A 23,092-nucleotide genomic window follows, 5' to 3' on the forward strand; every position below is an offset into this window, starting at 1 on the left:
TCACTATTTATCTGTATATTAGGCCTTACTTTTACTCTGCCAACTTTCTTAGATTTTCTGGAAGTTGGAACTCACCAGAGCTACGAGAAAGCTCACTTACCGTTGGTGAATCCAGAGGCCCTTTCACCGAGTAATTAACCTGAGTAAAGACCTCAACAACCGGAGAAATCACAGTAGTTACCGCTAACACATACAACGCTGTTTGAGGCGTTACCGCAAACGCTGTCAGTACAGGAATACCCGATGTGATATCTGGCGTAAAGTTTACTTCTGCATCTACCTGACGAGTATTTAGGTTAGCGATGCCTTTGATTTTCATCTCACCCGCCACGGCATCCATGTTCAGGTCATTGGTCAAGAAGATACCATTTTGAATCTCGCCAGTGCCTGTAATGCTGTTAAATGCCATGCCTTTATCAAACACATCAGAGAAATCGAGCTGCATCTTACGAATGATCGAATCTAAGCTAAACAAGCCAAGTAAGCGAGCTGCCCCGCTCACATCTGAGATCATGCCTTTACCAAACTTGGTTTTTACGTCGCCATCCAGAGTATCCATCTTGATACCCCAAGGTGAACCGTCCCAGTCAAGTTGAGCTTCCAGCTCAAATGGTGCTTTTTGAATGCCCGACGTGATACCAAAGCGCTCCATCAACTCACTATTGTTTTCACCTTCAACGTCCACTTTCAGCGATGAATGACTCTTGTCACCATTCAATTCCCACCAGCCACTGACATCCGCTTTGTTGCCGCCGCTACGTACCTGAATTTTCTTCCACGCAAGGCGGTTTTCTTCTCTCGCTAGCTCAACATCCACCTTGCCAACTTTATAGCCTTGTAGCCAGAAGTCGTTCAGGGTTAGCTTGAGGTTCGGCATCACATCGTGAATCTTTCTATCCAACTCAGAGATCAGCGGTGCTTCTTGCTCTTTGCGTTGCAGCAATGATTCTTGCTTTGATTTGTCGCTCCATTCAGGAACAAACAGGTGCAAGCGATCCAACGACACGGTTAAATCATAAGGAGGCAGATAATTAATATCCCCTTCTAACTCTTGGCTCGATACTTCCATTTGCCAAGCTTGTTTATTCTTGCGTGCACTAAAGTCAACATCATTCCAAGAAATACCACCAAGAATCAGCTCTTTACTTTCAAAAGTCACACGACTTGGAGCCGGAATAGTTGGTGTGTTCATTTGGTTTAGAACAGCCGTTGATGGCTCTACTGGCTCCATGATCACCGAAAGCCAATCATCAGCATTAAACTTATCAGTACGAATCAATGCATGGTGCCCAACCACAGGGCTAATCTTATAGCCGCCTCGACCTAATACTAGGTTGGTCGCGGTTAGTTCAGGCACATCACCCGTGATATCAATTTCAGCTTGGAACTTAGTATTCGGCAACTGCAAACGTGCAGTAATCGCTTCTTGGTTACCCGATGCTTGTAGCCTCGCAGAGCCACTCTCTAATGACTTCTTCGCCAATGGATATGGATAGTCACTTGCCAGATACTTAAGATCAGACTGTAAATCCAATTGGTAAGTAAAGCCGATGTCATTCAATTGGATATCTATCTGGCTTTGCCATTGTGCATGACCAGATAAGCGACTCAGCCACTGCTCACCAATGTAAGGCTCTAAAGGCTTCACATCCCAGTCGCCTAGCACATCGATATCAACAGCGTAGCCAGGACCATCATTCTGCCCTTTGAAATCAATAGAGATGCCTTGTTTAAGTAAGTCTGCCGCTAAACCATTTGCAGTCACCACATCATTATCAAACTCTATCCGACCCGTGGTGTTTTCTAACACCATTGGTGGGGCTTCAATTTCAACATGGTTGCCGCTTAGGTCAGCGTAACCCCACGCTCTGGCTTCTTTATCAGAGTCGAATGGGATATTAAGCTGGAATTCAGAAGAGACATCACCGCTCACTTGAAGTGCGGTTAACGCAGCGCCCACCGAGTCAACCAGTGGCGAAGCTGTCATGTAATCACGCACCGCATTACCTGACGCGGTGGCCTTAGCTTCTATCTCGATATGACCGCCTTCACCCAAGTAAGGAATACGACCTGTGATTCGATCGGCAGTCACATCCATTAATTGTGCAGACCGAGAATCGAGATACATCGCATCATTCTCAAACAATAGGTCAAGTTGTAGGTCTGTAATCAGCGGCCACGCGGTATCAAAGCTAAATTTAGCGTCATCTAATCTAGCCCAAACTTGAAAAATACCATCGTGATTGGTGTACGGATAGTTATCCAATTGACCGTACCACAGCAACTTCACAGTATCAGCCTTACCCGCCTGAATCGCGGTGGAAAGGTAATCCGTCAACTCTTGTCCAAGTGCTAAGGTCGGTAGATAACGCCATGTTTCACCGACGTTATAAGCATCGACTTCACCGTAAAATGATAAGTAAGGGCTTGAATCTTTAGGAAAATCTAAGCGAAATGCACCGAGCACCTGTAAATCTGGCGTGGCTGCCGTGACTTTATCAGACCAAAGCTTCCAGCCGTTCTCATCTTGCTGCCATACAATATCAACCTGACCTTGCTTGATGTTTAAAGGGGCTTGGAAAACGTCGCCATACGGGAATACATCGTCAATAATATATAAACTGGCTTTTGCTTCTGTCATAGAGCCGAACACGCTACCAGAAACTTGGCTAAAGCCCGGTACTAAATCCCACTGCTCGACCGCAAAATCAGAAAAACTAGCCGAGTAACGTAAGCTCTCAATACCAGACTCCATCGATAGACGAATATCAGACACCGTACCGCCCGGAGACAGCACATTTATCATTTTGGTTGACTCTTCTGAGTCTGGCAGCAGCTTAATCAGCGGTGTAACTGTAGAAACATCGAGCTCGGAGACGTTAAGCTGCCAAGGACCTTGTTGCCACTTAAATACCACATCGAGTTCAGGCCACGGCGTGTCATCGGTTCTTAAATTAAGTGAGTGACCATTAACTTGCCAGCCTTCATCAATCGGAGACAACTTAAAAACGCCAGATTCAAACATCAGGTCATGCTTACCATCTTCGTTCCAGGTCAATTCTGAAGGCAGCACTTCGACATAGGCGCTGACTGGCTTGCTATTCCGTAGCGTAAGCCAGCTATTTAAGCTTATGGTCCCCTTTTCAATACCAGACTCAGCCTGTATGTAACGGGTTAACCAAGGTTTAATGGAGATGCTATCAGCGCTGACATAAAACTCACCCGTAACATCCGTCAGTGAGCCACCATCAATAAAGTTAGCACTTACTGATAAAGAATTGAGGTTAGCATCTTTTATACTTACTACGCCTTCTGCCTGGTGGTGTTTACCTGAGTTCTGCCACTTTAAAGTTTCGATATCAAGCTGACGCTCTTCATCAGAGACAGCACGATAAAAGATAGTAGAATCTTTCGCGGTGAAATCGACCAGTGTTTTTAGCAGCAGGTTATCCAGCTCTTTCATTACTCGCTTAGAGGAGCCAGAACCTTTAGGTTTATCTGTCTCGTTTTGCCCAGCAAATAGGTCAATAGATCGGATATCAAGATACATCTGGTTCATAACCAGATCAGCTACAACCGGACGCATTTGAATGAGTGATTGAATCAAGTCGAACTCGACTTCAACACGCTCAACAGAGAAGGTCACATCTTCTGCATTAGGAAGGCTAGCTTTTACACCTTGCAGCGCGATGGAGGGGTGAGTGTTACGCCAAAAACCACCCACGTCTTGAATAGAAAACTCAAAACCAGAATGTTGATTTACCCAAAGCTCAATTTCAGATTGATACTTATTTAAATTGGGTAAGGCTACACGTAGTGTAGTAACAGCAATGGCTAGCGTTACTAAGAGAGTAACCACTAACCATAAGCATGCACGTAGAATCAGAGTAACGCTTGAGCTCACAAAATTTCCATTACATCATAACGACATCAAACTGCTCTTGTATGTACAGAGGCTCAGCCTGGATTTTAACTTGTTTACCAATAAACACTTCAAGCTCAGCAAGCGCATGAGACTCATCGCCTTCTAGCGCTTCAGCAACCGCTGCAGCAGCATAAACCACAAACTTGTCAGCGTCGTAGGCACGGTTGACACGAGTGATCTCTCGAAGTATCTCGTAACAAACGGTTTCAACTGTCTTCACTCTGCCACGACCTTCACAAGCAGGACAACTCGAACACAGAATATGCTCAATGCTTTCACGAGTGCGCTTACGCGTCATCTCTACTAAACCAAGCTGTGTGAAGCCATTAATGTTGGTCTTCACACGATCTTTGTCTAGCGCACTTTCAAGGGAAGTTAGTACTCGCTTACGATGGTCTTCCGATAGCATATCAATAAAGTCGATAATGATGATGCCACCTAAATTACGCAAACGCAGTTGACGAGCAATCGCTTGTGTCGCCTCTACATTGGTGTTGAAAATCGTCTCTTCTAGGTTACGACGACCAACAAACGCGCCAGTGTTAATATCAACCGTAGTCATTGCTTCCGTTTGGTCGATGATAAGATAGCCACCAGACTTGAGCTCGACTTTACGATCCAGAGAGCGCTGAATTTCGTTCTCAGTGTCGTACATATCAAAGATAGGCTTATCACCTTCATACAGCTCAAGCTTATCAGTCAGCTCTGGCACGTATTCAGAAGTAAACTCTTTAAGGTTTTCATACTCAAGGCGAGAATCGACCTGAATCTTGCTCAGTTCCGTTCCCACAAAATCACGCAAGATACGCTGACTTAAACACAACTCACCGTACAAACGAGTACGTGCTTTATGCTTGCCACGACGTTCCAATACCTTTAGCCATAAGCGCTTCAAGAATGCCGCATCTTGTGCCAGCTCGTTCGAATCAGCGCCTTCTGCAGCAGTACGGATAATAAAGCCACCATGCTCATCACAGTAATGAGAGACGACCTTCTTGAGACGATTACGCTCGGATTCGCTATCGATACGTTGAGAAACACCAACGTGACTCGCTCCCGGCATAAACACGAGGTAACGAGATGGCAGAGTGATATCAGTGGTTAGGCGGGCACCCTTGGTACCAAGGGGGTCTTTTACGACTTGAACCACAATGTCTTGCCCTTGACGAACAAGCTCTGAAATATCGCGAACCTGAAATTGCTTCTTTTCATTTTCAGCGACACATTCAGTGTGTGGGACAATATCAGAGGCGTGTAGAAAAGCTGCTTTCTCAAGACCGATATCCACAAACGCAGCCTGCATTCCCGGAAGAACACGACTAACGCGACCTTTATAGATATTTCCTACGATTCCGCGTCGAGCGTCTCGTTCGATGTGGATCTCTTGAAGAGTTCCCCCTTCAATCATGGCCACGCGAGTTTCACTCGGGGTCACGTTCAGCAACAATTCAGCACTCATGGTGCACCTCAGATTAGTAATTATAAGAATTCTTGCAGTAGCTGGTCCGTTTCAAATAAAGGTAAGCCGACAACGGCGTAATAACTACCTTCGATTCGGGTGACAAAACGCCCACCCAAACCTTGGATCCCATAGCTACCGGCTTTATCGCATGGCTCCCCTGTTTGCCAGTATTGTTCTATTTCTTTTTCACTGAGGGGTTTAAACCATACGTCGGTAATAACGATTTCTGTTTTTTGTTTTTCTTTTGAAACCACTGAAACAGCCGTCATCACTTGGTGACGTCCATTCGCTAATTGAGTCAGCATACGCTTAGAGTCAGAAAAATCAGCAGGTTTCTCGAGCACTTGCCCTTGGCTTACCACTACAGTGTCAGAGCCAAGCACTACAGTATCAGAACCAGAAGCTACATGCTGCTTTTCAGAAGGATTCGTTGTTAATAAAGACAGCGCAGCTAGAGCTTTATCTAAAGATAGTCGCTTAACGTACTCTTCAGCGGTTTCTTGAGTGTGTTTACACTCTTCAACATCGGTGACTAAGACAGAAAACTCATAACCGAGTTGAGATAGTAATTCTTTACGACGCGGCGAACCGGATGCCAAAACTAAATGTTTCTTTTCCATCGTCTCGTTACCTCACATGCCAATGGCGACGTACGCGTCTCATCAACAAGAACATCCAAGGCCAAAGTATACAGTTTATCAATGCACTCCATAACGATAATGGATTGAAGACAACATCTTGAATCAAATATTCACCGAAGAATATCAGCACTTCAAACAATACAGTTAACGCCGCAATGATCATGGCTTGTTGCCACAGCGCCATATTACGAATGACGAGGAAGTTTAACGCAACAATGTACATCACTATTGCCATCATCATGCCTCGAATACCTAATGTCGAACCAATCAAAAGGTCCCACAAAAGGCCCAGAATCAAAGCACTACCTACGTTAACACGATGAGGTAAAGCCAGAACCCAGTAACAAGTAACCAGCAGTAACCAAGACGGCCTGAACAGGTCTAAACTACCCGGCCATGGAATAGTCTGCAGAATAAGCGCGATCAATAATGAACAGCCAATTACTGTCTTGCTTCTTAAAACGCTATTGGCCATTTTCATCCTCTAACATTGCTTGCTCTATGCTGGATTGATCGGTCTGTTTCTGTTTGTTTTCGTCAGGCCACACAAGCAGCAGATACCTAAGCTTATCAAACTCAACCACAGGTTCCGCTTTGATTAACGCAAACTCGCGTTTCGGATCGTAATCAACCTTAGAAACGTAAGCGACTGGGTAACCCTCTGGATAAACACCACCAAGGCCTGACGTTACCAAGAGATCTTCTTCCTGAATGTCAGTACTGGTTGGAATATGCTCTAGCTGGATTTCATCAATCATGCCATTACCAGAAGCAATCACACGGATATCGTTACGGATAACCTGAACGGGAATCGCATTGTTTGCATCCGTCAGTAGCAAGACTCGGCTATTGTGAGCCGCAACAAAAGTCACTTGACCAACAATACCTTTCTCGTTGATCACCGGCTGTCCTTCATACACCCCATCAATCTGACCTTTATCGATCACGACTTGATGACGGTATGGAGAGGTATCAACAGCCATAACTTCAGTAACGACTTTCTTTTCATCGCGGATAAACGGAGAGCCTAATAGCTTACGAAGGCGCTTATTTTCTTCTTGATATTGCTCAAGCAAAATAAGCTCGCTCTTCAGTCGCAAGACTTCTCGCTTCATATTATGGTTTGATTCGATCAGTCCTTTACGAGTGCTAAAACGGTCATATACACCGTCAAACATCGTACGAGGTAGGTTAGCTGCATATTGAATTGGGGCAACCATGCTGTTCAATAGATAGCGGACATTTGAGAAAGCATCTAAACGACTATCAGCCAGCATAAGGCTGGCTGATAAAATTACAGCAAAAAACAGGCGCAATTGTAGAGAGGGACCTCTACCAAAAATTGGCTTCATTCTATATTTGATCCTAGATCTACATTTGATCCTATAGACAAGGTCCTAGGCTCTTTACATAAAACTAGATAATAAAAGAGCCTAACACTAGATATTATTCTTCGCTAAACAGATCGCCGCCGTGCATGTCGATCATCTCTAGGGCTTTACCGCCACCTAGAGCAACACACGTTAGTGGCTCTTCTGCAACAACAACAGGAATACCTGTCTCTTCTGTTAGCAGGCGATCAAGGTCTTTAAGCAGCGCACCACCACCTGTTAGTACCATACCGTTTTCTGAGATATCAGAAGCAAGCTCTGGTGGACACTGTTCAAGTGCAACCATTACTGCAGATACGATACCAGATAGAGGCTCTTGAAGTGCTTCAAGGATCTCATTTGAATTCAGGCTAAAGCTACGAGGCACGCCTTCAGCAAGGTTACGACCACGTACTTCGATCTCTTCTACTTCATCACCAGGGTAAGCTGAACCGATTTCGTGTTTGATTTTCTCTGCCGTCGCTTCACCGATCAAGCTGCCGTAATTACGACGAACGTAGTTGATGATCGCTTCATCAAAACGGTCACCACCGATACGTACAGAAGATGAGTAAACCACACCGTTTAGAGAGATAACCGCAACTTCAGTAGTACCACCACCGATATCTACAACCATTGAACCCGTTGGTTCGGATACGCGTAGGCCAGCACCAATCGCTGCCGCCATTGGCTCATCGATTAGGTAAACTTCACGAGCACCAGCACCCAGTGCAGATTCACGGATAGCACGACGTTCAACTTGCGTTGAACCACAAGGTACACAAACCAAAACGCGAGGACTTGGTTTAAGTACACTGTTGTCATGCACTTGTTTAATGAAGTGCTGAAGCATTTTTTCCGTTACGTAGAAATCAGCAATTACGCCATCTTTCATTGGACGGATCGCTGAGATATTACCAGGCGTACGACCAAGCATTTGCTTAGCAGCGTGGCCAACAGCAGCGACACTTTTTGCAGAACCCACACGATCTTGGCGAATAGCTACAACTGAAGGCTCATCAAGAACAATGCCTTGGCCTTTGACATATATAAGGGTATTGGCAGTACCTAAATCAATCGATAGGTCGTTTGAAAACATGCCACGAAGTTTTTTAAACATATTCTTCGCTCATCCTGCAAGAATTAGAAGACAAAAATTGCACTAAATGTACCAATGCCTTGCTGTCACGGCAAGGCATTGAAGTATAAACATGGACTGAAATCCGTAATTTCTTACAGATTCCTAACTTAACCATCAAAAATTATATTATTACTGACCTGTTAAGCCAGTTTCACCTCGGTAGATCACTCGATCGTTACCACGGTAGATGCCGAATGTGACGACGGTTGAGGGATCTTCATCGCCTAACTGACGCCAATTGTATTGCAACCAAGGTTGATCTTCGTAATCTGTCGAACATGATATCTCATTTTCGCCCGTCTTCTTGCTTGGCTTCGAGTTGCCCATTCTTGACCATAAACGCACTTGCTCGCGCGGTGTATCTTTACCAGCAGGCGTATTTTGATCCGCGGTGACCTCTTCTTCACCATTATCGACGCTGCCACTGCCGTTAAGCGAAGCTAACGTGGTTATCGCCCCGTCACTGTGCCAAATCACTTGTTTACAAGCTTTTGAACCATCAAAGGCGCTGCGACTATCATCTTCATTAGCAACAAACTCACTGCCATCCCAGAACTCAGCTCGCAATGGAATAGTTAATGTAGTACCTGAGTTTCCACCAATATCATCTAGGGCCATTCGACCATAACGAGCGGGAGGCTGAACCGGAAACTCAACTGTATTTTTCAAAATATCAGAATCAGTAAATGACACAGGATCAACGCCGTCTACCGTTAAGCCAAAATGTGTGACTGTAGAATTAGAATCCGATGTATTAAAAGGATTATCCTTGCGGCTAACGCTATCAGAATCCGTAACTCGCTTAAGAACAGCAGCACCATCGTTCAACAACCAATGCTTGCGATCAGTAGACCAAGTACCTGCCCCTGTATCCAGTAAGAACTCGTTATCGATAGCGGTATCATCTAAAACACCAAATTTCGCCTGTAAGTCTGAATGAAAGAAACGATAATTGTTAAGCGCACTACCAACACTGCTTTCCCCAGATGCCATTGGATACACTTGATGAACAGTTGAGTCGTAAGTTTGACCTAAGTAAGCAATGTCGTTTTGATTAGCGACATGCCATTCTGGGTTCTCTTGCAAGAAGTATTTCGGATAGAAACGGCCAATGGCTAAGCGGCCATCCTCAATCTTAAATGCCTGACTGCCCAAATACACTGACTTACCAATGTCCCCACTACCAAATTGGCGTGCAATCGGAGCTTGGACAGTCAACTCAAAAGCACCCACTTCTGATACGGCCTGAGGTACTTTAATCTCTCCCTCCTTCCAAACAGCTCCTTCCGGAAGTGTCGTATTTAACAACTGTCCATCAACGCCTTGCACAGGGTATAAAACATGGTTACCCATCAACAGATCACTTTCTTGGTAATTTCTCGCAACTGAATTATCGTATTGATAAGCAACTACCGTTGTTTCAAACACCTCCCCTGCCGCGACAAATCCTCTAGAACACTGCTCAGTTGTATCCGAGCAATCCCCCTTGGTTCCCGCATGATTGTAAGCACTTAATCTGAGGCCAGCAGGAAAACTTACAAAACTCTTAAAGCCTGAAGAATCATCAATATCAGCCACACGTGCTTTAAGTTTAATTTTCCCTACTTCAGCGTATCTTATTTTAAACGCAGCGCTTCCTTTGTTATCAAAATACACATCCTTTAGCTTTGTATTACTCGTATTCAACTCGAAAGGTTGGCTCCAAAATAGCTCTCCACTCTTGCGTTTTTTCTGATAGATAAACGAAACAGGTTTTGAACGATCAACAGGTGCTACTTCATACTCGATCGACATATTAACGTCTCTTGAGAGCCCTTCTTGACTGGTGTTTTGACTACAAAATGACAAATAATTATCACCAGGACTCTGTTTGCTCGCCACAATATCCTTAACTTTTACAGCTAGAACATGACTTGAGAAAGTGACTTCACAATTGGCAACAGATAACGGTCCTCCGTTAATACGGCATCGTGCTTCATCAAAACCAGATTGAGGGATTGAACTTTTGGCAATACCCAATTTGACTTTACCAGCTCGCTCTCCTTTCAATTTAAGACGAACTTCATTATCGAATCTAACTGATGTTCCTCCTTCCCAGTTTGCGACATCACTCCCTTGCGCAGGCAACAAGTCAACCGAAAGAGCAGGCAGAGAACCATCGTTATATGCATCTCGAGGATACAGTTTAGAACAACTCTCATTTAAACAAGCCCTCAAAGTAATATCTGAGCTTTGGCAGGTACTGCCCGACCCCGCGTAGTCAAACTCAAAATGATGGATACCTTCTGTGATTTTTTGGTGCTTGTCGGCACAGACTTGAAAGTTGTCGAGATCATGGACATTGGTCAACGACCCAGTTGAAGCCGTAATAGATACACGAAAGTTTTCCGGTATGACGGATTGACCATAACGCTGCATTACATCGAATCGAGGGATCACTGTTTGCCAGAGGTTAGTATCTCCAACCATGCGCTTTACTGTCACGAACACTTTCCCAGAGTCTCGGGAATCAATGATCATTTTATAGCGATGTGCTTGCCCTTTACGCCCATCTAAATTGCCCAGGCTATGATTACCTTTTATATAACGATACCCAGCGACCCAATTACCAGCTGCATCCTGTCGCCCAGAACCTCGTAGCGCGACATTATTGGGGGTAAAACCAGGACCTATATCGGTTCCACCCGAGCGAGCATAGTTACCATACTCATCAATACCCAAGCCAAGCCACCCCCCAGCAAAGCCCTGAATCCCGGGTTTGAGCCCGTAACCCAAAGGGCCGCCAAAAGCCCCCGTTTGCGGTGGAACACTCGCATCAGAAAGTACCAACGCTAGGCCATCGGCACCGCTACCAGAGTGAGCATAATGATCAAATTCCACTTCCAAATAGTTATCGTCTGATGGAAACAGATAGTTATAAACAGCGGCCGTAGCTTGATCGTACCTCAATGAATTCATTCTAAAGCGACCATTTTCCACATGCGGTTTAATGCTATTTTTATAAGCAACGATCGACCAATTGTCGGTATTACTCGAGCTGAATGTTTCTTTTGGCAAATATTCACAACGAGCAGGCTGTATTTCTTGGTCTTCAATCACACTCTGATCACTGACGGTCAACATTTGAGTATTCACCCTGCCACTGATCACAGAGCCATTATTGAGGCTTACATAAGACTTGGCGTATACATACCCTGATATTTTTGACTGTTGCTGAGATGACCAACTGTAATTTAACTCAACACCATTTCGAGAAACCAATATCAGTTGAGCTTTAGAATCTGCATACTCAATCTGTGAGCCATTTAACTGGGCTGTTTTTTTCACGTGGATTTTGACATGGCCGTGTATGATGATCCGCGAGCCGTCATGCATACCTAGATCTTCAATCCAATGCTCACCATCAAAAAAATGAATCACAGAAGCTTCATGAAGCACTAAGCTTTTTATTTTATGCTCAGAAGCCATAAAAGCAGCATGACACCCCTTAAAACCTGTAAAGAATTTCACGTCTGGTGAATAAATGTTTTGCGGAGCAGTACAACTAACACTGTCACGACCACTGGCCTTTTGAAATGGCTTTAATTGCAATGCTGGGTATTGCGTATAACTTATCGAACAAGCTCTACGGCCGCCATATTGATCGTCGCATGAGGTAGAGGGCATATAGTTAAAGCCACGACAGAAATGCAAATCGAGGCCTTTTGTTCCTTTGATGGTGGCATCATTGTAGACAAAAAGCTGACTCGCATTTCTTGATAAACTACACTGTATACCTCTATTCGCATGTCCCTGCACAACATTTGGAAAGTGCTCAATACCGATTTCATCGTAAGCGTACGAAGGTGTAGCCACACCTAATACCACAACACACAAAAAGAAAAAAATCACCGAGGGAAAGCGAATGAATATACTAATCACGAAGCCATACCTCTTGAATACGCTGCACTTGGTTGATACCCGACCCACAGATTGCTGTGGATTCAATTTTGAAAAAGCCTACCCCATCTAACATACCGATCTCTCGACAAGTTAATTGTTCGATAGAACAGATGGTCGACATACCACTACTCACTTGATTAGCATTTAAGCTACTGCACACTGTACTTACACTCGTTGAGACTGCAGGCGAAACGATTAATGGATAGACTTGAGTAAGTGCCCACTCATTTGCTGAGTGTGCTAAGAACCAAGCCTGGTTTCCAAGCTGCTTGCGCGTCAATGTATCGTGATTTGACCATTGAACTTGCATCAGAGAAGTCGCAAGAAAGCCCATCACCACAATAACAAATACTGCGACGACCAAAACACTGCCTTGTTGAGTTGATTTTCTATGGTGCATTGAGTACCTGCACATCTTGTTGGTAAACACTTACTTCACTGTTTTGTTCAAGAACAAGATCGATGTGTATAACACCGCCTCTTTGCAAACTTGGCTCTTCATAACGAAAATTACTTTGAGCATAATTAATACTGTCTGCAACAGTGACTCCATTACGTTGAATTAAGCCTTGATTTTGAATAGTGTCATTCACTAAACAGTAGCTAACTGCAGCATTACCATCATAAATATAATGGCGTTGAGCAATAGATCGACTGCTAAGACTAACACCGGAAGCAGTAAACACATTATTAGCGGAAGCTAAACCGGAGACTGCAATTCGCTTAGTTGAACCAGCTCCCAGTTCAGAATTGGTGGTTGGATTAATAATTAGGAAATCGTTTGTATCAAGTATTGGCCTGTCTTGTCCGATAATAAAATTCAGCTCATCAGACGCTTCATCAAAGTGATAAAAGCCCGAATACTTAATAGCGTAAAAAGTGAGGCATTTCTGAGCAAAAGCCGAAGCAGGCATAATGCTCGTATCAAAACTGTTAGGAACTGCGTGGCTTATCTCGCGCGACATTTTCTCTACAACAAACTGCCCTTTTACTTGCACCTTTTGTCGTTCGATAGTGTCGACATACCCTTTCATTCCGTATTCAACAAAACCAGCAATCGCTAGCCCAATCACGGCAACTACAACGATCGTTACTATCATCTCTATTAGAGTGAAACCACGTTGCTTCATTAGTAGTTCCCCTTGTAAGCAATAACACTGTAGCGATTGTTACCACCAAATATCTGTATCTCAACACGCTTCATCGTGCCAATCGTATTGTCATCAATTCCATCCATATTGGCATCGTAAAAAACAGACACTTCGACCCGAAAATTGGCATAGCTGCCCTCAATATTTTCATCTAGGATATTAGCAAGCGGATATTTTACAAGGGAAATACAAGCTGACTCTGTGGTATCTGTATACCAACATCCAATATAGTCATCGACGTCATTAAAAGCAGCAGGTGTTGCTTCAGAACCATCAACGCCGAGCTCCCCCGGAGCAGAGCAAGCTACTGCACCCGCATCACCACAACGTATGATTCCACCATCAAAATCACTATTTTCATCAAAACTACGAGCCAATATTTGATTCATCAAACTTTGCCCTAACGCGACTGAGCGGTTTTGATACTGTTGGTCAGCTGAGCTTGCCACTTGTGGTGTTAAAAAGCTGGTAATTGTGACCATCGCAATACCTAGGACGATAATCACAACAATACTTTCAATCAGAGTAAATCCACGTGAGCGAATCATAGACAGGCTCCTTCACGCACATAGCCTTGAGAATTAATACAGACTTGGACGCTATTGCTCGAAGTGATTGAGTTAATCGTAATATTTACCCCAGCGCTTACTGAAGGATTCCCTAATAGGTCAAAATCGATAATCGTATTGGCAGGAGAAAATGTAATATCCGACTCTCGAACATAATCACTGCGCGCATCGGCTTGTGATTTTTGAGCGCTATTCGATAAATTTAAACTGCATGCCGAAAGCGAACCTAAGCAGTCACTATTGATCGCAAGACGGAAACTATCATTAGCAGAAGAAACGTTTGATTGCATTCGATTAACTTGAATTTGACGAATGACGGAAATGGCTTGCTCTTGCGCAGAAAAAGTAGAAAAGCTAGAAGTACCAACGAAGCGACTTGCGGCAAAAGTGGAAACAATACCGAGAATAATAATAACGATTATCAGCTCTACCAGAGTAAAGCCTTTAGGTATGGGACTGCTATCCATCATTAGCCTCTAACTGCCTAGCGAATACCAATTATATAAGATAACGAAGTTTACGATCTTATGTATATGAATAGTTTTAACACTTATGTGTTTTGGATAGAAAAAAGGCCAGCAGGTGCTGGCCTTTACATTCTAAAATAAAATTAACACGCGTTAGTATCAGGAGAAGTAATTACCGGAGCTCCTGTAGCACCTTGAGTCGTATAAGTGACAACACAAGTTGAATTTGTCGCAGTGTCACCAGCAAAACCATACACAACAGTTGCAGCAGCTTGACTGACATGACTAGGGATTAAGTTGAAATCCCCACCAACAGCCAATCCATCAACAGCGCGACCAATACCATCAGCTGAAGCTTCTGGGTAACCAAATACTAGGTTAACACCACTTGCACTTGAAGCAGCAGTTACAGTCGGTTGAGTTTCTTGACCATTGATAGCAGCAGTGCCATATACTATGCCAGCAGCTCCAGCCATAGCGCCTTTTAAACCTTGAAGTGATGCTGAACGGGCATCTGATTGAAGGTTAAGGAAACGTGGTGCTGCAGTTACAGCAAGAATACCCAGAATAACAATTACCACCACGAGTTCGATTAGGGTGAAACCGCCTTGTCTTTTCATAGTTAAGCTCTCTCTATGTTTTATTTTACGCAGACTTACTGCAAAGTTACGGTCACACGACCAGTTTTAATTTCGTAAACAAATTCATGCTCGGTACTACCCTCTAATTGAACGTAGGTACAGGTTGCATCACCAGAATTTGCTTGCGCTGAATACTTGTAGTTTGAGTTGTTCGCGATATCTACAATAGGACCTACTTTCGGTGGGTTTTGCAGCAAATTTTCCATCAACTCAGAGCATGCTTTATCTGAAATAGTTTGTGGAGCTGTGCCCGATTTATTATTCAGAGTCCATGGGTATCCGTCTCGGAAGCCAGTCTCAAGATTGCTACTGTTCTTCGAACGGGTTAACCAAAAATCAACACCATCGTAATTAACGGTGTTGTACCTTTCGGAACCGATCGTCTCTGAGGGTCTAGCTTGTGCTTCCCACTGTGCTCTCGCCGACAAAACGGCGGTTGCAAAACCACCGGCTACACCTTCAATACTGGATTTCTTGGCTTCATCCGTCACATCGAGAAAACGAGGCAACGCAGCGACCGCCAATAGCCCCACTACAACGATCACGATCACTAACTCAACAAGGGAGAAACCCCTTTGATTTTTAAGCATTTCTACCGACTCGCCTTATTATTAATTTGCATTATACATCCACCGATTTCTAACACCAGATAAATACGTCAAATTATCTACAAAGCCAAAATATTGGCTGTAATATTGAATCTTTCGTTCTTGAGTAGGATATCTATATGATATTTATCGCCATAATGATAAACACAATGAAACTGCATGTTATCACTTTGGTCTTCAACCCTCGGCGAGTTTAACCCCAGAATGCTCTTCGGTGGATATAATTGATCTAGCCAATAATGACAGTCTACCTTCGAGCCCTGAATCGGTATTACCCACCCTGTTCTGCTGTAGTTTTTGGAGGGTTCCGAGTCGCTTTCTTGCTCTACACCTTTTAACAAATATTGTTGTTTGAACAGATTTGCTTGCTCAAGGATGCGCTTACTCGCCACGATTAATGCCGTATTAGTCGCTTCTTCTTCTACTGACTCCCATGCAGAAAGCAGCCCTATAATTAGAAAAAGAATCACCACAGTCCAAATAACAAAACGTGAACGTTGTAGGTTATTTAGCATTCCTTAGCCTTTGATCGCATCGAGCATTCCCCACATCGGTAAGAAAATACCGAGAGCAAGAATCAACACCATGCCCGCCACTATGGTTAGCAAGATCGGTTCAATTCTGGCGGTTAAAGTTTTCAGATCATAATCGACTTCTCGATCATAATAGTCAGCCACTTCAAGCAATAGCTCATCGATACGACCAGTTTCTTCACCCACCGAGATCATTTGTATCACCAACGGTGTGAAAATTTCGCTGTTAATCGCCGTCGATGAAACCGTACTACCCGCTTCGATAGCCGATTTCATCGCTTGCACCCGCAGCTCTAAAAAGCGATTATCCAGGGCTTCAGCCGATAGCGCTAAAGATTGGTTGAGCGGCACACCTGCTTTCAGCATCAACGCAAAGGTACGCGAAAAGCGTGAAAGCAATGCTCGGTTCACGACACCACCGATGACAGGTATCTTTAAGCGAACTCTGTCCCACTTCTCTAGGCCTTTATCCGTCTTTACCCAGGCTTTAAACGCAAAGATAAGACCAAAAATCACGCCGAGCATGATTCCCCAGTAATTCACAAAGAACTCAGACATACCGATTAAGATACGAGTCGGCAGTGGCAAATCGACACCAAACCGTGCAAACATACTGGAGAACTGTGGAATCACCTTGATGTTAAGTATGAATATCGCGATCAAAATAAAGCTAATCACGAAGGTTGGGTAGCGCATCGCGGTCTTGATTCGCTTTCGAGTCTCGACTTCTTGTTCGTAGTAACCCACTAATTGCAGCAAGGCTTGATCAAGACGACCTGTATTTTCACCAACCCCTATCATAGAGACAAACAGCGGGCTAAACACTTTAGGGTGCATCTGCATCGATGCCGCCAGTCCACGACCATTGGTTAACTCTGCAACCACCTCTTCAAGCGCAGCTTTCAACTGCTTATTCTCACAGTTTTGGGTCAGGCCTTTCATCGACCTTAATAGCGGAACCCCTGCTTTGGTTAAGCTGTATAACTGACGGCAGAACAGCACTAGGACCTCAAGTGGTACACGCGGCGAGAATAGAGCCGATACATCCATATCCAATACGGAACCGCCACTTTTACCAAGCTTAAGCGAGGTTGGGATTATCCCCTTACTCATCAAGCTTTCAGCGGCAAGATCTTCGTTATTCGCGTCTAATTGGCCACTTACTTGGCTGCCATCAGAGCTGCGACCTACATAACGATACGTTGGCATAGCGCTCTACCCCTACAGATAAATTGGGTCAGTTGAACCAGACGCGTCACCTTCGCCGAGGTTCATTATCTCGTCGAGGCTCACGACACCTTGCAAAGCCAACTCCATCGCAGATGCTAATAGTGGTTTGTAGTTTTCAGACTGTCTTGCGGTTTGAGCAAAACCTACCGCATCGTTAGCTCTCAAAGCATCCATCATGTTGTGCTCAAGCTCCAACATCTCGAATACACCGATACGCCCACGATAACCGGTTAAGTTGCAATTCTGACAACCACGACCTTTCATGAAAGGCACGTCGACCTGATTAGGGAAACGAACACTCAGCCATTGTTTGCGCGCTTCGTCCAACTCATCATCAACTTTACAGTCGGTACACACTTTACGAACCAATCGCTGTGCCACGACCGCACGAACCGCACTCGCGACTAAGTAGCCTGGCGCGCCCATATCCATCATACGCAATGCACTGTCTACCGCATCATTGGTGTGAAGTGTACTTAGCACTAAGTGACCAGTAAGGGCTGCTCTCAAACCAATCTGAACGGTTTCTTGGTCACGCATCTCACCAATAAGGATGATATCAGGATCCTGTCGAAGGAAAGTTCTGAGGATAGTAGAGAAGTCGAGATTGATTTTAGGGTTTACCTGAACTTGGTTCACACGAGGGAGGCGATATTCCACAGGGTCTTCCGCGGTAATGATCTTTTTAGCCGGCTCGTTCAATTCACTTAACGCGCCATAAAGAGTGGTTGTTTTACCTGAGCCCGTAGGGCCAGTAACTAGTATCATTCCGTGAGGGCGACGCAATTGTTTACGCAGACGAACCAGCAGATCATTCGGTATGCCCGACGCTTCCAATTTACGTAAGCCGACAGATTGATTGAGCAGACGCATAACCACAGATTCACCGTGCTGTACTGGCATGGTCGACATACGAATATCAACAGATTGACCTTTGGCTCTAATATTGAAGCGACCATCTTGAGGAAGACGTTTCTCTGAGATATCCAGGTTTGCCATCAGCTTTAAACGCAATACCAGCGCTGGTGCGATATTGACTTCGTTTAAAAGAGTTTCATGCAGCACGCCATCAATACGTTGGCGAATACGCAATACATTGGTCTCCGGCTCTATATGGATATCGGAAGCATCAACTTGAATCGCATCTTCAAACAGTGAGTTAATCAGCTTCACCACTGTCACTTCATCACTGTCGTCCTCTGCAATATCAAAATCAAAGGCTTCACTAACTTGGTGCTCAGCATGAAGCTGCTCAGCAAATGAGGCGATCTCTTTCGTCCTACGATAGTAGCGATCAAACCCATCGACCAGTTGTTTTTCAGGCGCGATAACAAACTCAAGTACGTAATCGCCTAATTGACCAAGCAGCGATTCTTGGGCAAACAGATCCGCAGGGTCACTCATCGCCACACGTAGAGTCTCATCTTGACGACCAATGACTAAAGCTCGAAGGCGGCGAGCATGTACTTCAGGTAAGAGCTGTACCGCTTCAATATCAACGTTCGCTCGGCTTAAATCAATAAGAGGAATAGCAAGCTGTTGCGATAGAAAGCTCAACATTTGCTGCTCAGATAAGAAACCAAGTTCGATCAATGTATCACCGAGCTTACGACCACTACTCTTTTGAGAGGCAAGTGCTTGATCAACATGGGCCTCGGTGATGATGCCTTCCTCAACAAGCAAATCACCAAGCCTTTTTCTTAATCTAATCTGCATGGCTGCTCTCCTCTAAAACAGTGATTATTTTCAATCGGTCACGAACAAAGCTTTGTGATTGTGATGAGATACCGACTCGAGTTAACGCACCTTGGTATGATTGTTTTGCTGCAGTAAAATCTAGCTGTCGCTCTTGCTGTATCGCTAAACCTAACCACCAGCGAGCGTTCTCAGAGTCAATCTCGACCAGCTTTTGGTAACTCTCCAGTGCAACCTCTTCTTGCTGTGACTTTTGGCTCAGCGCAGCACGCATTGCTAAGTATGCTTGGGTTGGATGTGGAGGCATGTGTATCAGAGGGCTTAACGCTGCTTCTGTTTGGTCCACTTTCACCAACAATTTAGATAAGCCTAAACGTAACTTTTCACTATTAATGTTGAGCTTAATGCCCGACTGAAGAAGCTCGTAAGCTTTACGACTATCACCTTTACCGAAATAGAGAATAGCGAGCTTTTGACGAACATCCTCATTTCTTGGTGTATAACGAAGTGCTTCGTTATATCCCTTCAATGCACCAGTAAGATCATTGGCATCCAGCGCTTTCTGAGCTCGCCCTTGAGCATTTACAGAAAGTTGCTCTGGGGTCAGTTCTACTTGCTCTATCAGTATTCCACTATTTTCTGAGTCTTTGGGTTCATCAGAAATAGAAGCAGGGCTGCTCTTCGCAACACTCGCAATCAGGGTAGGCTCAAGCGCTTGTGGCGTATTTGCTTTTGTTGTTATTAAAGGTTTAGCTTGCGCCTGAGGTTTTGTTATTTGTGGTGTTTTAACCGCTGAATCCACAACTGGTGCCTGATTTCGAGAGCTTGTTTCTGGGCTTACTTGAGTTAGATAAGAAGAATCGACAGTCACTAACTTCTTCGTTGGCGATGACGGAGCTTGAGTAACAATTGCTGGCACTTCTGCCAAGCTATCTACAACAGAAACCTGAACCTGCCTAACTCGAGTAGAAATTGAGTTATCGACCGTTGGGCCCTGTGATATCGCCCAACCGCCCATGGCCAAGCTCAGAGTAAAACCTGCAGCGACCCACACCAATGGTGAACGCGTTTTTACCTTAGGCACGACCGCGGCTTCTATTGCTATCGCTGATTTTTTCTTGGCCAATTCAGACAAGGCGTTATTAATGGCGCTCATAGTTAATTCCAACCCCAAAATATTGGCTTTTTAAATTTAGGCTTACATACATCGTATGTTTCGTGCATAGCAGCAAATAGATGTTGGTTTTCAACCGTTTTTTTATCTTCGCCAAATGAAAGTAATAAGGCTTTATGGCACAACTGATTAATCAACCTTGGAACCCCTAGAGAAGAGCGCCAGATTGCTTTTTTATGATTCAAACTAAATAGATTTTGATTGCCACCCGATTTAGCTATTCGGTTATCGATATAAGCCACCGCTTCGTCAAGGTTAAGCGGTCTTAGTGTTGAGCCAAACGTGATTCTTTGACGAAACTGCCTAAAATGATAGGCTTCTAAGCGGGTATCCAATTCAGGCTGTCCGAGTAACACTATCTGTAATAATTTCTTATCTTCTGTCTCTAAATTACCGAACAACCTTAGTGTTTCGAGCGCCTCATCCGATAGAGCTTGAGCTTCATCAAGTATCGCGACGACTCTAAGCCCCGAGCTGTGTAACTCAATCAATTTATGCTGAATGCTATCGACTAAGCTCGCTTCGTTTTCAACCACAACATCAAGCTCTTTCGCAACAGCATGACGCAAGTCGGTTCCGGACAAAACTGGGTTTGGCAAGTAAATTAATGCGGTACAGTCTTTTAGGTGATTGACCAACATCCGGCAAACCATTGTCTTACCGGTGCCTACTTCTCCAGTCACCTTGATGACGCCCTCTCCCATTTCTAGCGCCGAAATGACCGTTTGAATCGCCTCAAAATGCGGGGCTAATCCGTAAAAAAAATCGGTATTCGGCGTTAAAGTAAATGGCAGCTGTTCAAAACCAAAATGAGTTTGATACATAGGTTCGCCCAGCTTAGTAAAGCGCTGCCAGCTTACAAAGTGCGCATTTACTCTTCATCTGGGAACCATTCCTGAAGTAAATTACGAGAACGCTCCAGCTCAGTTTGCCAAGTATTCACACCCACAACCGTCGGTTTAAGCAAAATGACAAGCTCAGTCTTTTGTGTCAATTGGTTGGTGTTGCGGAATAAGTGCCCTAAAGCTGGAATATCACCTAAGAATGGAACTTTAGAAGTCACATCACTGGTGCTGGATTTCATCAAACCGCCAATAACCACCACATCACCATCTTGTGCACGAATCACCGAGTCAGACTCACGAATAGAACTTTTCGCTAGCGGAAGCTGCACGACCCCTGTAGTTAAACCAAGGTTAAGCTCTTTAATTTCTTCGTTGACCTCGATAACCGCAGGGTGGACATGAAGAAACACATTGCCTTTATCATCAATCTGAGGGGTCACATCCAAGGAAATACCTGAGAAAAATGGTGTCAACTCGACTTCAGGAACCACATTAGCATTATCACCACTCCCGACTGCGCTTGATAACTCAGTCACGTAGTATTCGTCAGTACCGACTTTGATCACCGCTTTTTGGTTATTTGCAGCTGTGACTCTTGGACTGGAAAGCACATTGAGGTCGCCTTGAGTATCCATAAAGCTCAATACCGCCTCGAAGCTACCACCAGAAACAACGAGATTAGATTGGCCCCCCAAAGCAAGACCAATTGGATCCATCCCTGGTAATGAACTTGGGATAATAGTACCTGCCGCATCCTTGACGATAGACCCCATACCAATCGTGTAATTGGTTCCGTTCGACGAGAACATTTTCGTCCAGTTAATACCTTGCTGGTAGCCATCACTCAACGTCACTTCCATGATTTTGGCTTCAAGGATAACTTGGCGTTGCAAGCGCTGTTGGGAAACACCTAAGAACTCGCGAACCTCACGAATTTCATCAGGGAAAGCACGGACTGTAATCACACTCGCTTGAGGTGTTACGACAACACTTTGCCCGTTTCCAGAACCAATTAGGTGTGCAACCGCAGCTTCAAGCTGTGGCCAAAAGTCACTTTCAGATGTGGTCTCAATCTCAGTACCACCGTTCGAGGTAGAGTTTGAATTATTTGAAGAGTTAGATGAATTCGACGAATTTGAGTCAGAACTTGAAGAGCTCGACGAAGTATTATCTGAATTGGAGATCGTCCCCGTCGTTATCGTAGTCAATGAGCGACCAGCACGTTTAACCTGTAAGTAGTCGACAGGGATCGTCACAGTGCGAAGGCCTGCAGGGTAGACTTGAATCACTTTGCCGCGCTTTTCAATATCGTAGCCATACATGTCCTGAGCTACAGCCAGCACCTCATCTAGCGTCACATCCGTTAAGTTCAGCGTAAGCTTTCCAGACACGCTAGGATGAATCGCTGCACTGTATTCTGTGCCTTTCACTAAACTGGCAAAGAAGGTTCTCGCTTCGACACCTTTTGCTTGAATACGGAAACGCTTTACGGTTTCCACCACAGGAGACATAGCATCAGTATTAAGCTGAGGCATAAGGTCATCTTGTACAGACAAAGGCAGTTCATGAAGCGCCTTGCTGTTCGCTTCATTAATAGATTCGTTTAAAGACTCTTTTATCTCAACAGGATCACGATGCCCCATCGAACAACCGACCAAAGATAACACTAGGATTGCTACTACAAGTTTACGCATGTCT

Annotated in this window: 19 protein-coding genes; all 19 read right to left on the reverse strand. The window is 44.5% G+C overall.

All coding sequences use genetic code 11. The features are described 5' to 3' along the window. Nucleotides 1-31: 31 nt before the first annotated feature. The 19 genes from A3712_RS11175 to mshL all read right to left on the reverse strand — a co-directional run bounded on the left by A3712_RS11175 (nt 32) and on the right by mshL (nt 23,088). A complete protein-coding gene (locus A3712_RS11175) occupies nt 32-3,904 on the reverse strand; it encodes a YhdP family protein (protein WP_063523486.1) in 3,873 nt (1,290 codons plus the stop codon). 10 nt (nt 3,905-3,914) lie between these two features. Next, complete coding sequence (gene rng, locus A3712_RS11180; protein WP_063523487.1) at nt 3,915-5,384, reverse strand: ribonuclease G; 1,470 nt, start codon at nt 5,382-5,384, stop codon at nt 3,915-3,917. Nucleotides 5,385-5,404: 20 nt separating this feature from the next. Then, nucleotides 5,405-6,007 (reverse strand): Maf family protein, encoded by a 603-nt coding sequence (locus A3712_RS11185; RefSeq protein WP_063523488.1) that lies wholly within the window; start codon nt 6,005-6,007, stop codon nt 5,405-5,407. Between the two features lie 7 nt (nt 6,008-6,014). After that, the gene (mreD, locus tag A3712_RS11190; protein WP_032498535.1) at nt 6,015-6,503 is read right to left on the reverse strand and encodes a rod shape-determining protein MreD; all 489 of its coding nucleotides are present in this window, start codon (nt 6,501-6,503) and stop codon (nt 6,015-6,017) included. Then, nucleotides 6,493-7,380 (reverse strand): rod shape-determining protein MreC, encoded by an 888-nt coding sequence (gene mreC / locus A3712_RS11195; RefSeq protein ID WP_063523489.1) that lies wholly within the window; start codon nt 7,378-7,380, stop codon nt 6,493-6,495. The genes mreD and mreC overlap by 11 nt, the downstream gene beginning before the upstream one ends. A 94-nt stretch (nt 7,381-7,474) precedes the next feature. Then, complete coding sequence (locus A3712_RS11200; protein ID WP_004740843.1) at nt 7,475-8,518, reverse strand: rod shape-determining protein; 1,044 nt, start codon at nt 8,516-8,518, stop codon at nt 7,475-7,477. 150 nt (nt 8,519-8,668) lie between these two features. Further along, nucleotides 8,669-12,394, reverse strand: coding sequence for a DUF6701 domain-containing protein (locus A3712_RS11205; protein WP_231891798.1), 3,726 nt, complete (start codon nt 12,392-12,394; stop codon nt 8,669-8,671). Nucleotides 12,395-12,452: 58 nt separating this feature from the next. Continuing rightward, complete coding sequence (locus A3712_RS11210) at nt 12,453-12,881, reverse strand: hypothetical protein (protein WP_063523491.1); 429 nt, start codon at nt 12,879-12,881, stop codon at nt 12,453-12,455. Then, the gene (locus A3712_RS11215) at nt 12,871-13,611 is read right to left on the reverse strand and encodes a prepilin-type N-terminal cleavage/methylation domain-containing protein (protein ID WP_063523492.1); all 741 of its coding nucleotides are present in this window, start codon (nt 13,609-13,611) and stop codon (nt 12,871-12,873) included. Before A3712_RS11215 ends, A3712_RS11210 begins: the two co-directional genes overlap by 11 nt. Continuing rightward, the gene (locus A3712_RS11220; RefSeq protein ID WP_063523493.1) at nt 13,611-14,180 is read right to left on the reverse strand and encodes a type IV pilus modification PilV family protein; all 570 of its coding nucleotides are present in this window, start codon (nt 14,178-14,180) and stop codon (nt 13,611-13,613) included. Before A3712_RS11220 ends, A3712_RS11215 begins: the two co-directional genes overlap by 1 nt. Continuing rightward, nucleotides 14,177-14,668 carry a prepilin-type N-terminal cleavage/methylation domain-containing protein gene (locus tag A3712_RS11225; RefSeq protein ID WP_063523494.1) on the reverse strand — a complete coding sequence of 164 codons (492 nt, stop codon included), beginning with the start codon at nt 14,666-14,668 and terminating at the stop codon, nt 14,177-14,179. The genes A3712_RS11220 and A3712_RS11225 overlap by 4 nt, the downstream gene beginning before the upstream one ends. Before the next feature lie 143 nt (nt 14,669-14,811). Then, entirely contained in the window at nt 14,812-15,288 is a 477-nt protein-coding gene (locus tag A3712_RS11230; protein ID WP_063523495.1) for a prepilin-type N-terminal cleavage/methylation domain-containing protein, read from the reverse strand. A 35-nt stretch (nt 15,289-15,323) separates the two neighbouring features. Beyond that, nucleotides 15,324-15,899, reverse strand: coding sequence for a prepilin-type N-terminal cleavage/methylation domain-containing protein (locus A3712_RS11235; RefSeq protein WP_063523496.1), 576 nt, complete (start codon nt 15,897-15,899; stop codon nt 15,324-15,326). Nucleotides 15,900-15,976: 77 nt separating this feature from the next. Next, nucleotides 15,977-16,432 (reverse strand): hypothetical protein, encoded by a 456-nt coding sequence (locus A3712_RS11240; protein WP_063523497.1) that lies wholly within the window; start codon nt 16,430-16,432, stop codon nt 15,977-15,979. 3 nt (nt 16,433-16,435) lie between these two features. After that, nucleotides 16,436-17,659, reverse strand: coding sequence for a type II secretion system F family protein (locus A3712_RS11245; RefSeq protein WP_063523498.1), 1,224 nt, complete (start codon nt 17,657-17,659; stop codon nt 16,436-16,438). Between the two features lie 12 nt (nt 17,660-17,671). Then, entirely contained in the window at nt 17,672-19,396 is a 1,725-nt protein-coding gene (locus tag A3712_RS11250; RefSeq protein WP_063523499.1) for a GspE/PulE family protein, read from the reverse strand. Beyond that, on the reverse strand, nt 19,386-20,531 hold the full coding sequence (locus tag A3712_RS11255) for a tetratricopeptide repeat protein (RefSeq protein WP_063523500.1): 1,146 nt from the start codon (nt 20,529-20,531) through the stop codon (nt 19,386-19,388). Before A3712_RS11255 ends, A3712_RS11250 begins: the two co-directional genes overlap by 11 nt. A 2-nt stretch (nt 20,532-20,533) precedes the next feature. Then, a complete protein-coding gene (locus A3712_RS11260; protein WP_063523501.1) occupies nt 20,534-21,373 on the reverse strand; it encodes an ExeA family protein in 840 nt (279 codons plus the stop codon). A 47-nt stretch (nt 21,374-21,420) separates the two neighbouring features. Further along, a complete protein-coding gene (gene mshL, locus A3712_RS11265; RefSeq protein ID WP_063523502.1) occupies nt 21,421-23,088 on the reverse strand; it encodes a pilus (MSHA type) biogenesis protein MshL in 1,668 nt (555 codons plus the stop codon). Nucleotides 23,089-23,092: the final 4 nt, after the last annotated feature.

Source organism: Vibrio sp. HI00D65, assembly GCF_001635455.1.
Classification (GTDB): domain Bacteria; phylum Pseudomonadota; class Gammaproteobacteria; order Enterobacterales; family Vibrionaceae; genus Vibrio.

Coding starts and splice junctions, on each gene's coding strand:
- rng (WP_063523487.1), bottom strand. CDS start 5,384: ATGAGTGCTGAATTGTTGCTGAACGTGACCCCGAGTGAAACTCGCGTG.
- A3712_RS11185 (WP_063523488.1), bottom strand. CDS start 6,007: ATGGAAAAGAAACATTTAGTTTTGGCATCCGGTTCGCCGCGTCGTAAA.
- mreD (WP_032498535.1), bottom strand. CDS start 6,503: ATGGCCAATAGCGTTTTAAGAAGCAAGACAGTAATTGGCTGTTCATTA.
- mreC (WP_063523489.1), bottom strand. CDS start 7,380: ATGAAGCCAATTTTTGGTAGAGGTCCCTCTCTACAATTGCGCCTGTTT.
- A3712_RS11200 (WP_004740843.1), bottom strand. CDS start 8,518: ATGTTTAAAAAACTTCGTGGCATGTTTTCAAACGACCTATCGATTGAT.
- A3712_RS11210 (WP_063523491.1), bottom strand. CDS start 12,881: ATGCACCATAGAAAATCAACTCAACAAGGCAGTGTTTTGGTCGTCGCA.
- A3712_RS11215 (WP_063523492.1), bottom strand. CDS start 13,611: ATGAAGCAACGTGGTTTCACTCTAATAGAGATGATAGTAACGATCGTT.
- A3712_RS11220 (WP_063523493.1), bottom strand. CDS start 14,180: ATGATTCGCTCACGTGGATTTACTCTGATTGAAAGTATTGTTGTGATT.
- A3712_RS11225 (WP_063523494.1), bottom strand. CDS start 14,668: ATGGATAGCAGTCCCATACCTAAAGGCTTTACTCTGGTAGAGCTGATA.
- A3712_RS11230 (WP_063523495.1), bottom strand. CDS start 15,288: ATGAAAAGACAAGGCGGTTTCACCCTAATCGAACTCGTGGTGGTAATT.
- A3712_RS11235 (WP_063523496.1), bottom strand. CDS start 15,899: ATGCTTAAAAATCAAAGGGGTTTCTCCCTTGTTGAGTTAGTGATCGTG.
- A3712_RS11240 (WP_063523497.1), bottom strand. CDS start 16,432: ATGCTAAATAACCTACAACGTTCACGTTTTGTTATTTGGACTGTGGTG.
- A3712_RS11245 (WP_063523498.1), bottom strand. CDS start 17,659: ATGCCAACGTATCGTTATGTAGGTCGCAGCTCTGATGGCAGCCAAGTA.
- A3712_RS11250 (WP_063523499.1), bottom strand. CDS start 19,396: ATGCAGATTAGATTAAGAAAAAGGCTTGGTGATTTGCTTGTTGAGGAA.
- A3712_RS11255 (WP_063523500.1), bottom strand. CDS start 20,531: ATGAGCGCCATTAATAACGCCTTGTCTGAATTGGCCAAGAAAAAATCA.
- A3712_RS11260 (WP_063523501.1), bottom strand. CDS start 21,373: ATGTATCAAACTCATTTTGGTTTTGAACAGCTGCCATTTACTTTAACG.
- mshL (WP_063523502.1), bottom strand. CDS start 23,088: ATGCGTAAACTTGTAGTAGCAATCCTAGTGTTATCTTTGGTCGGTTGT.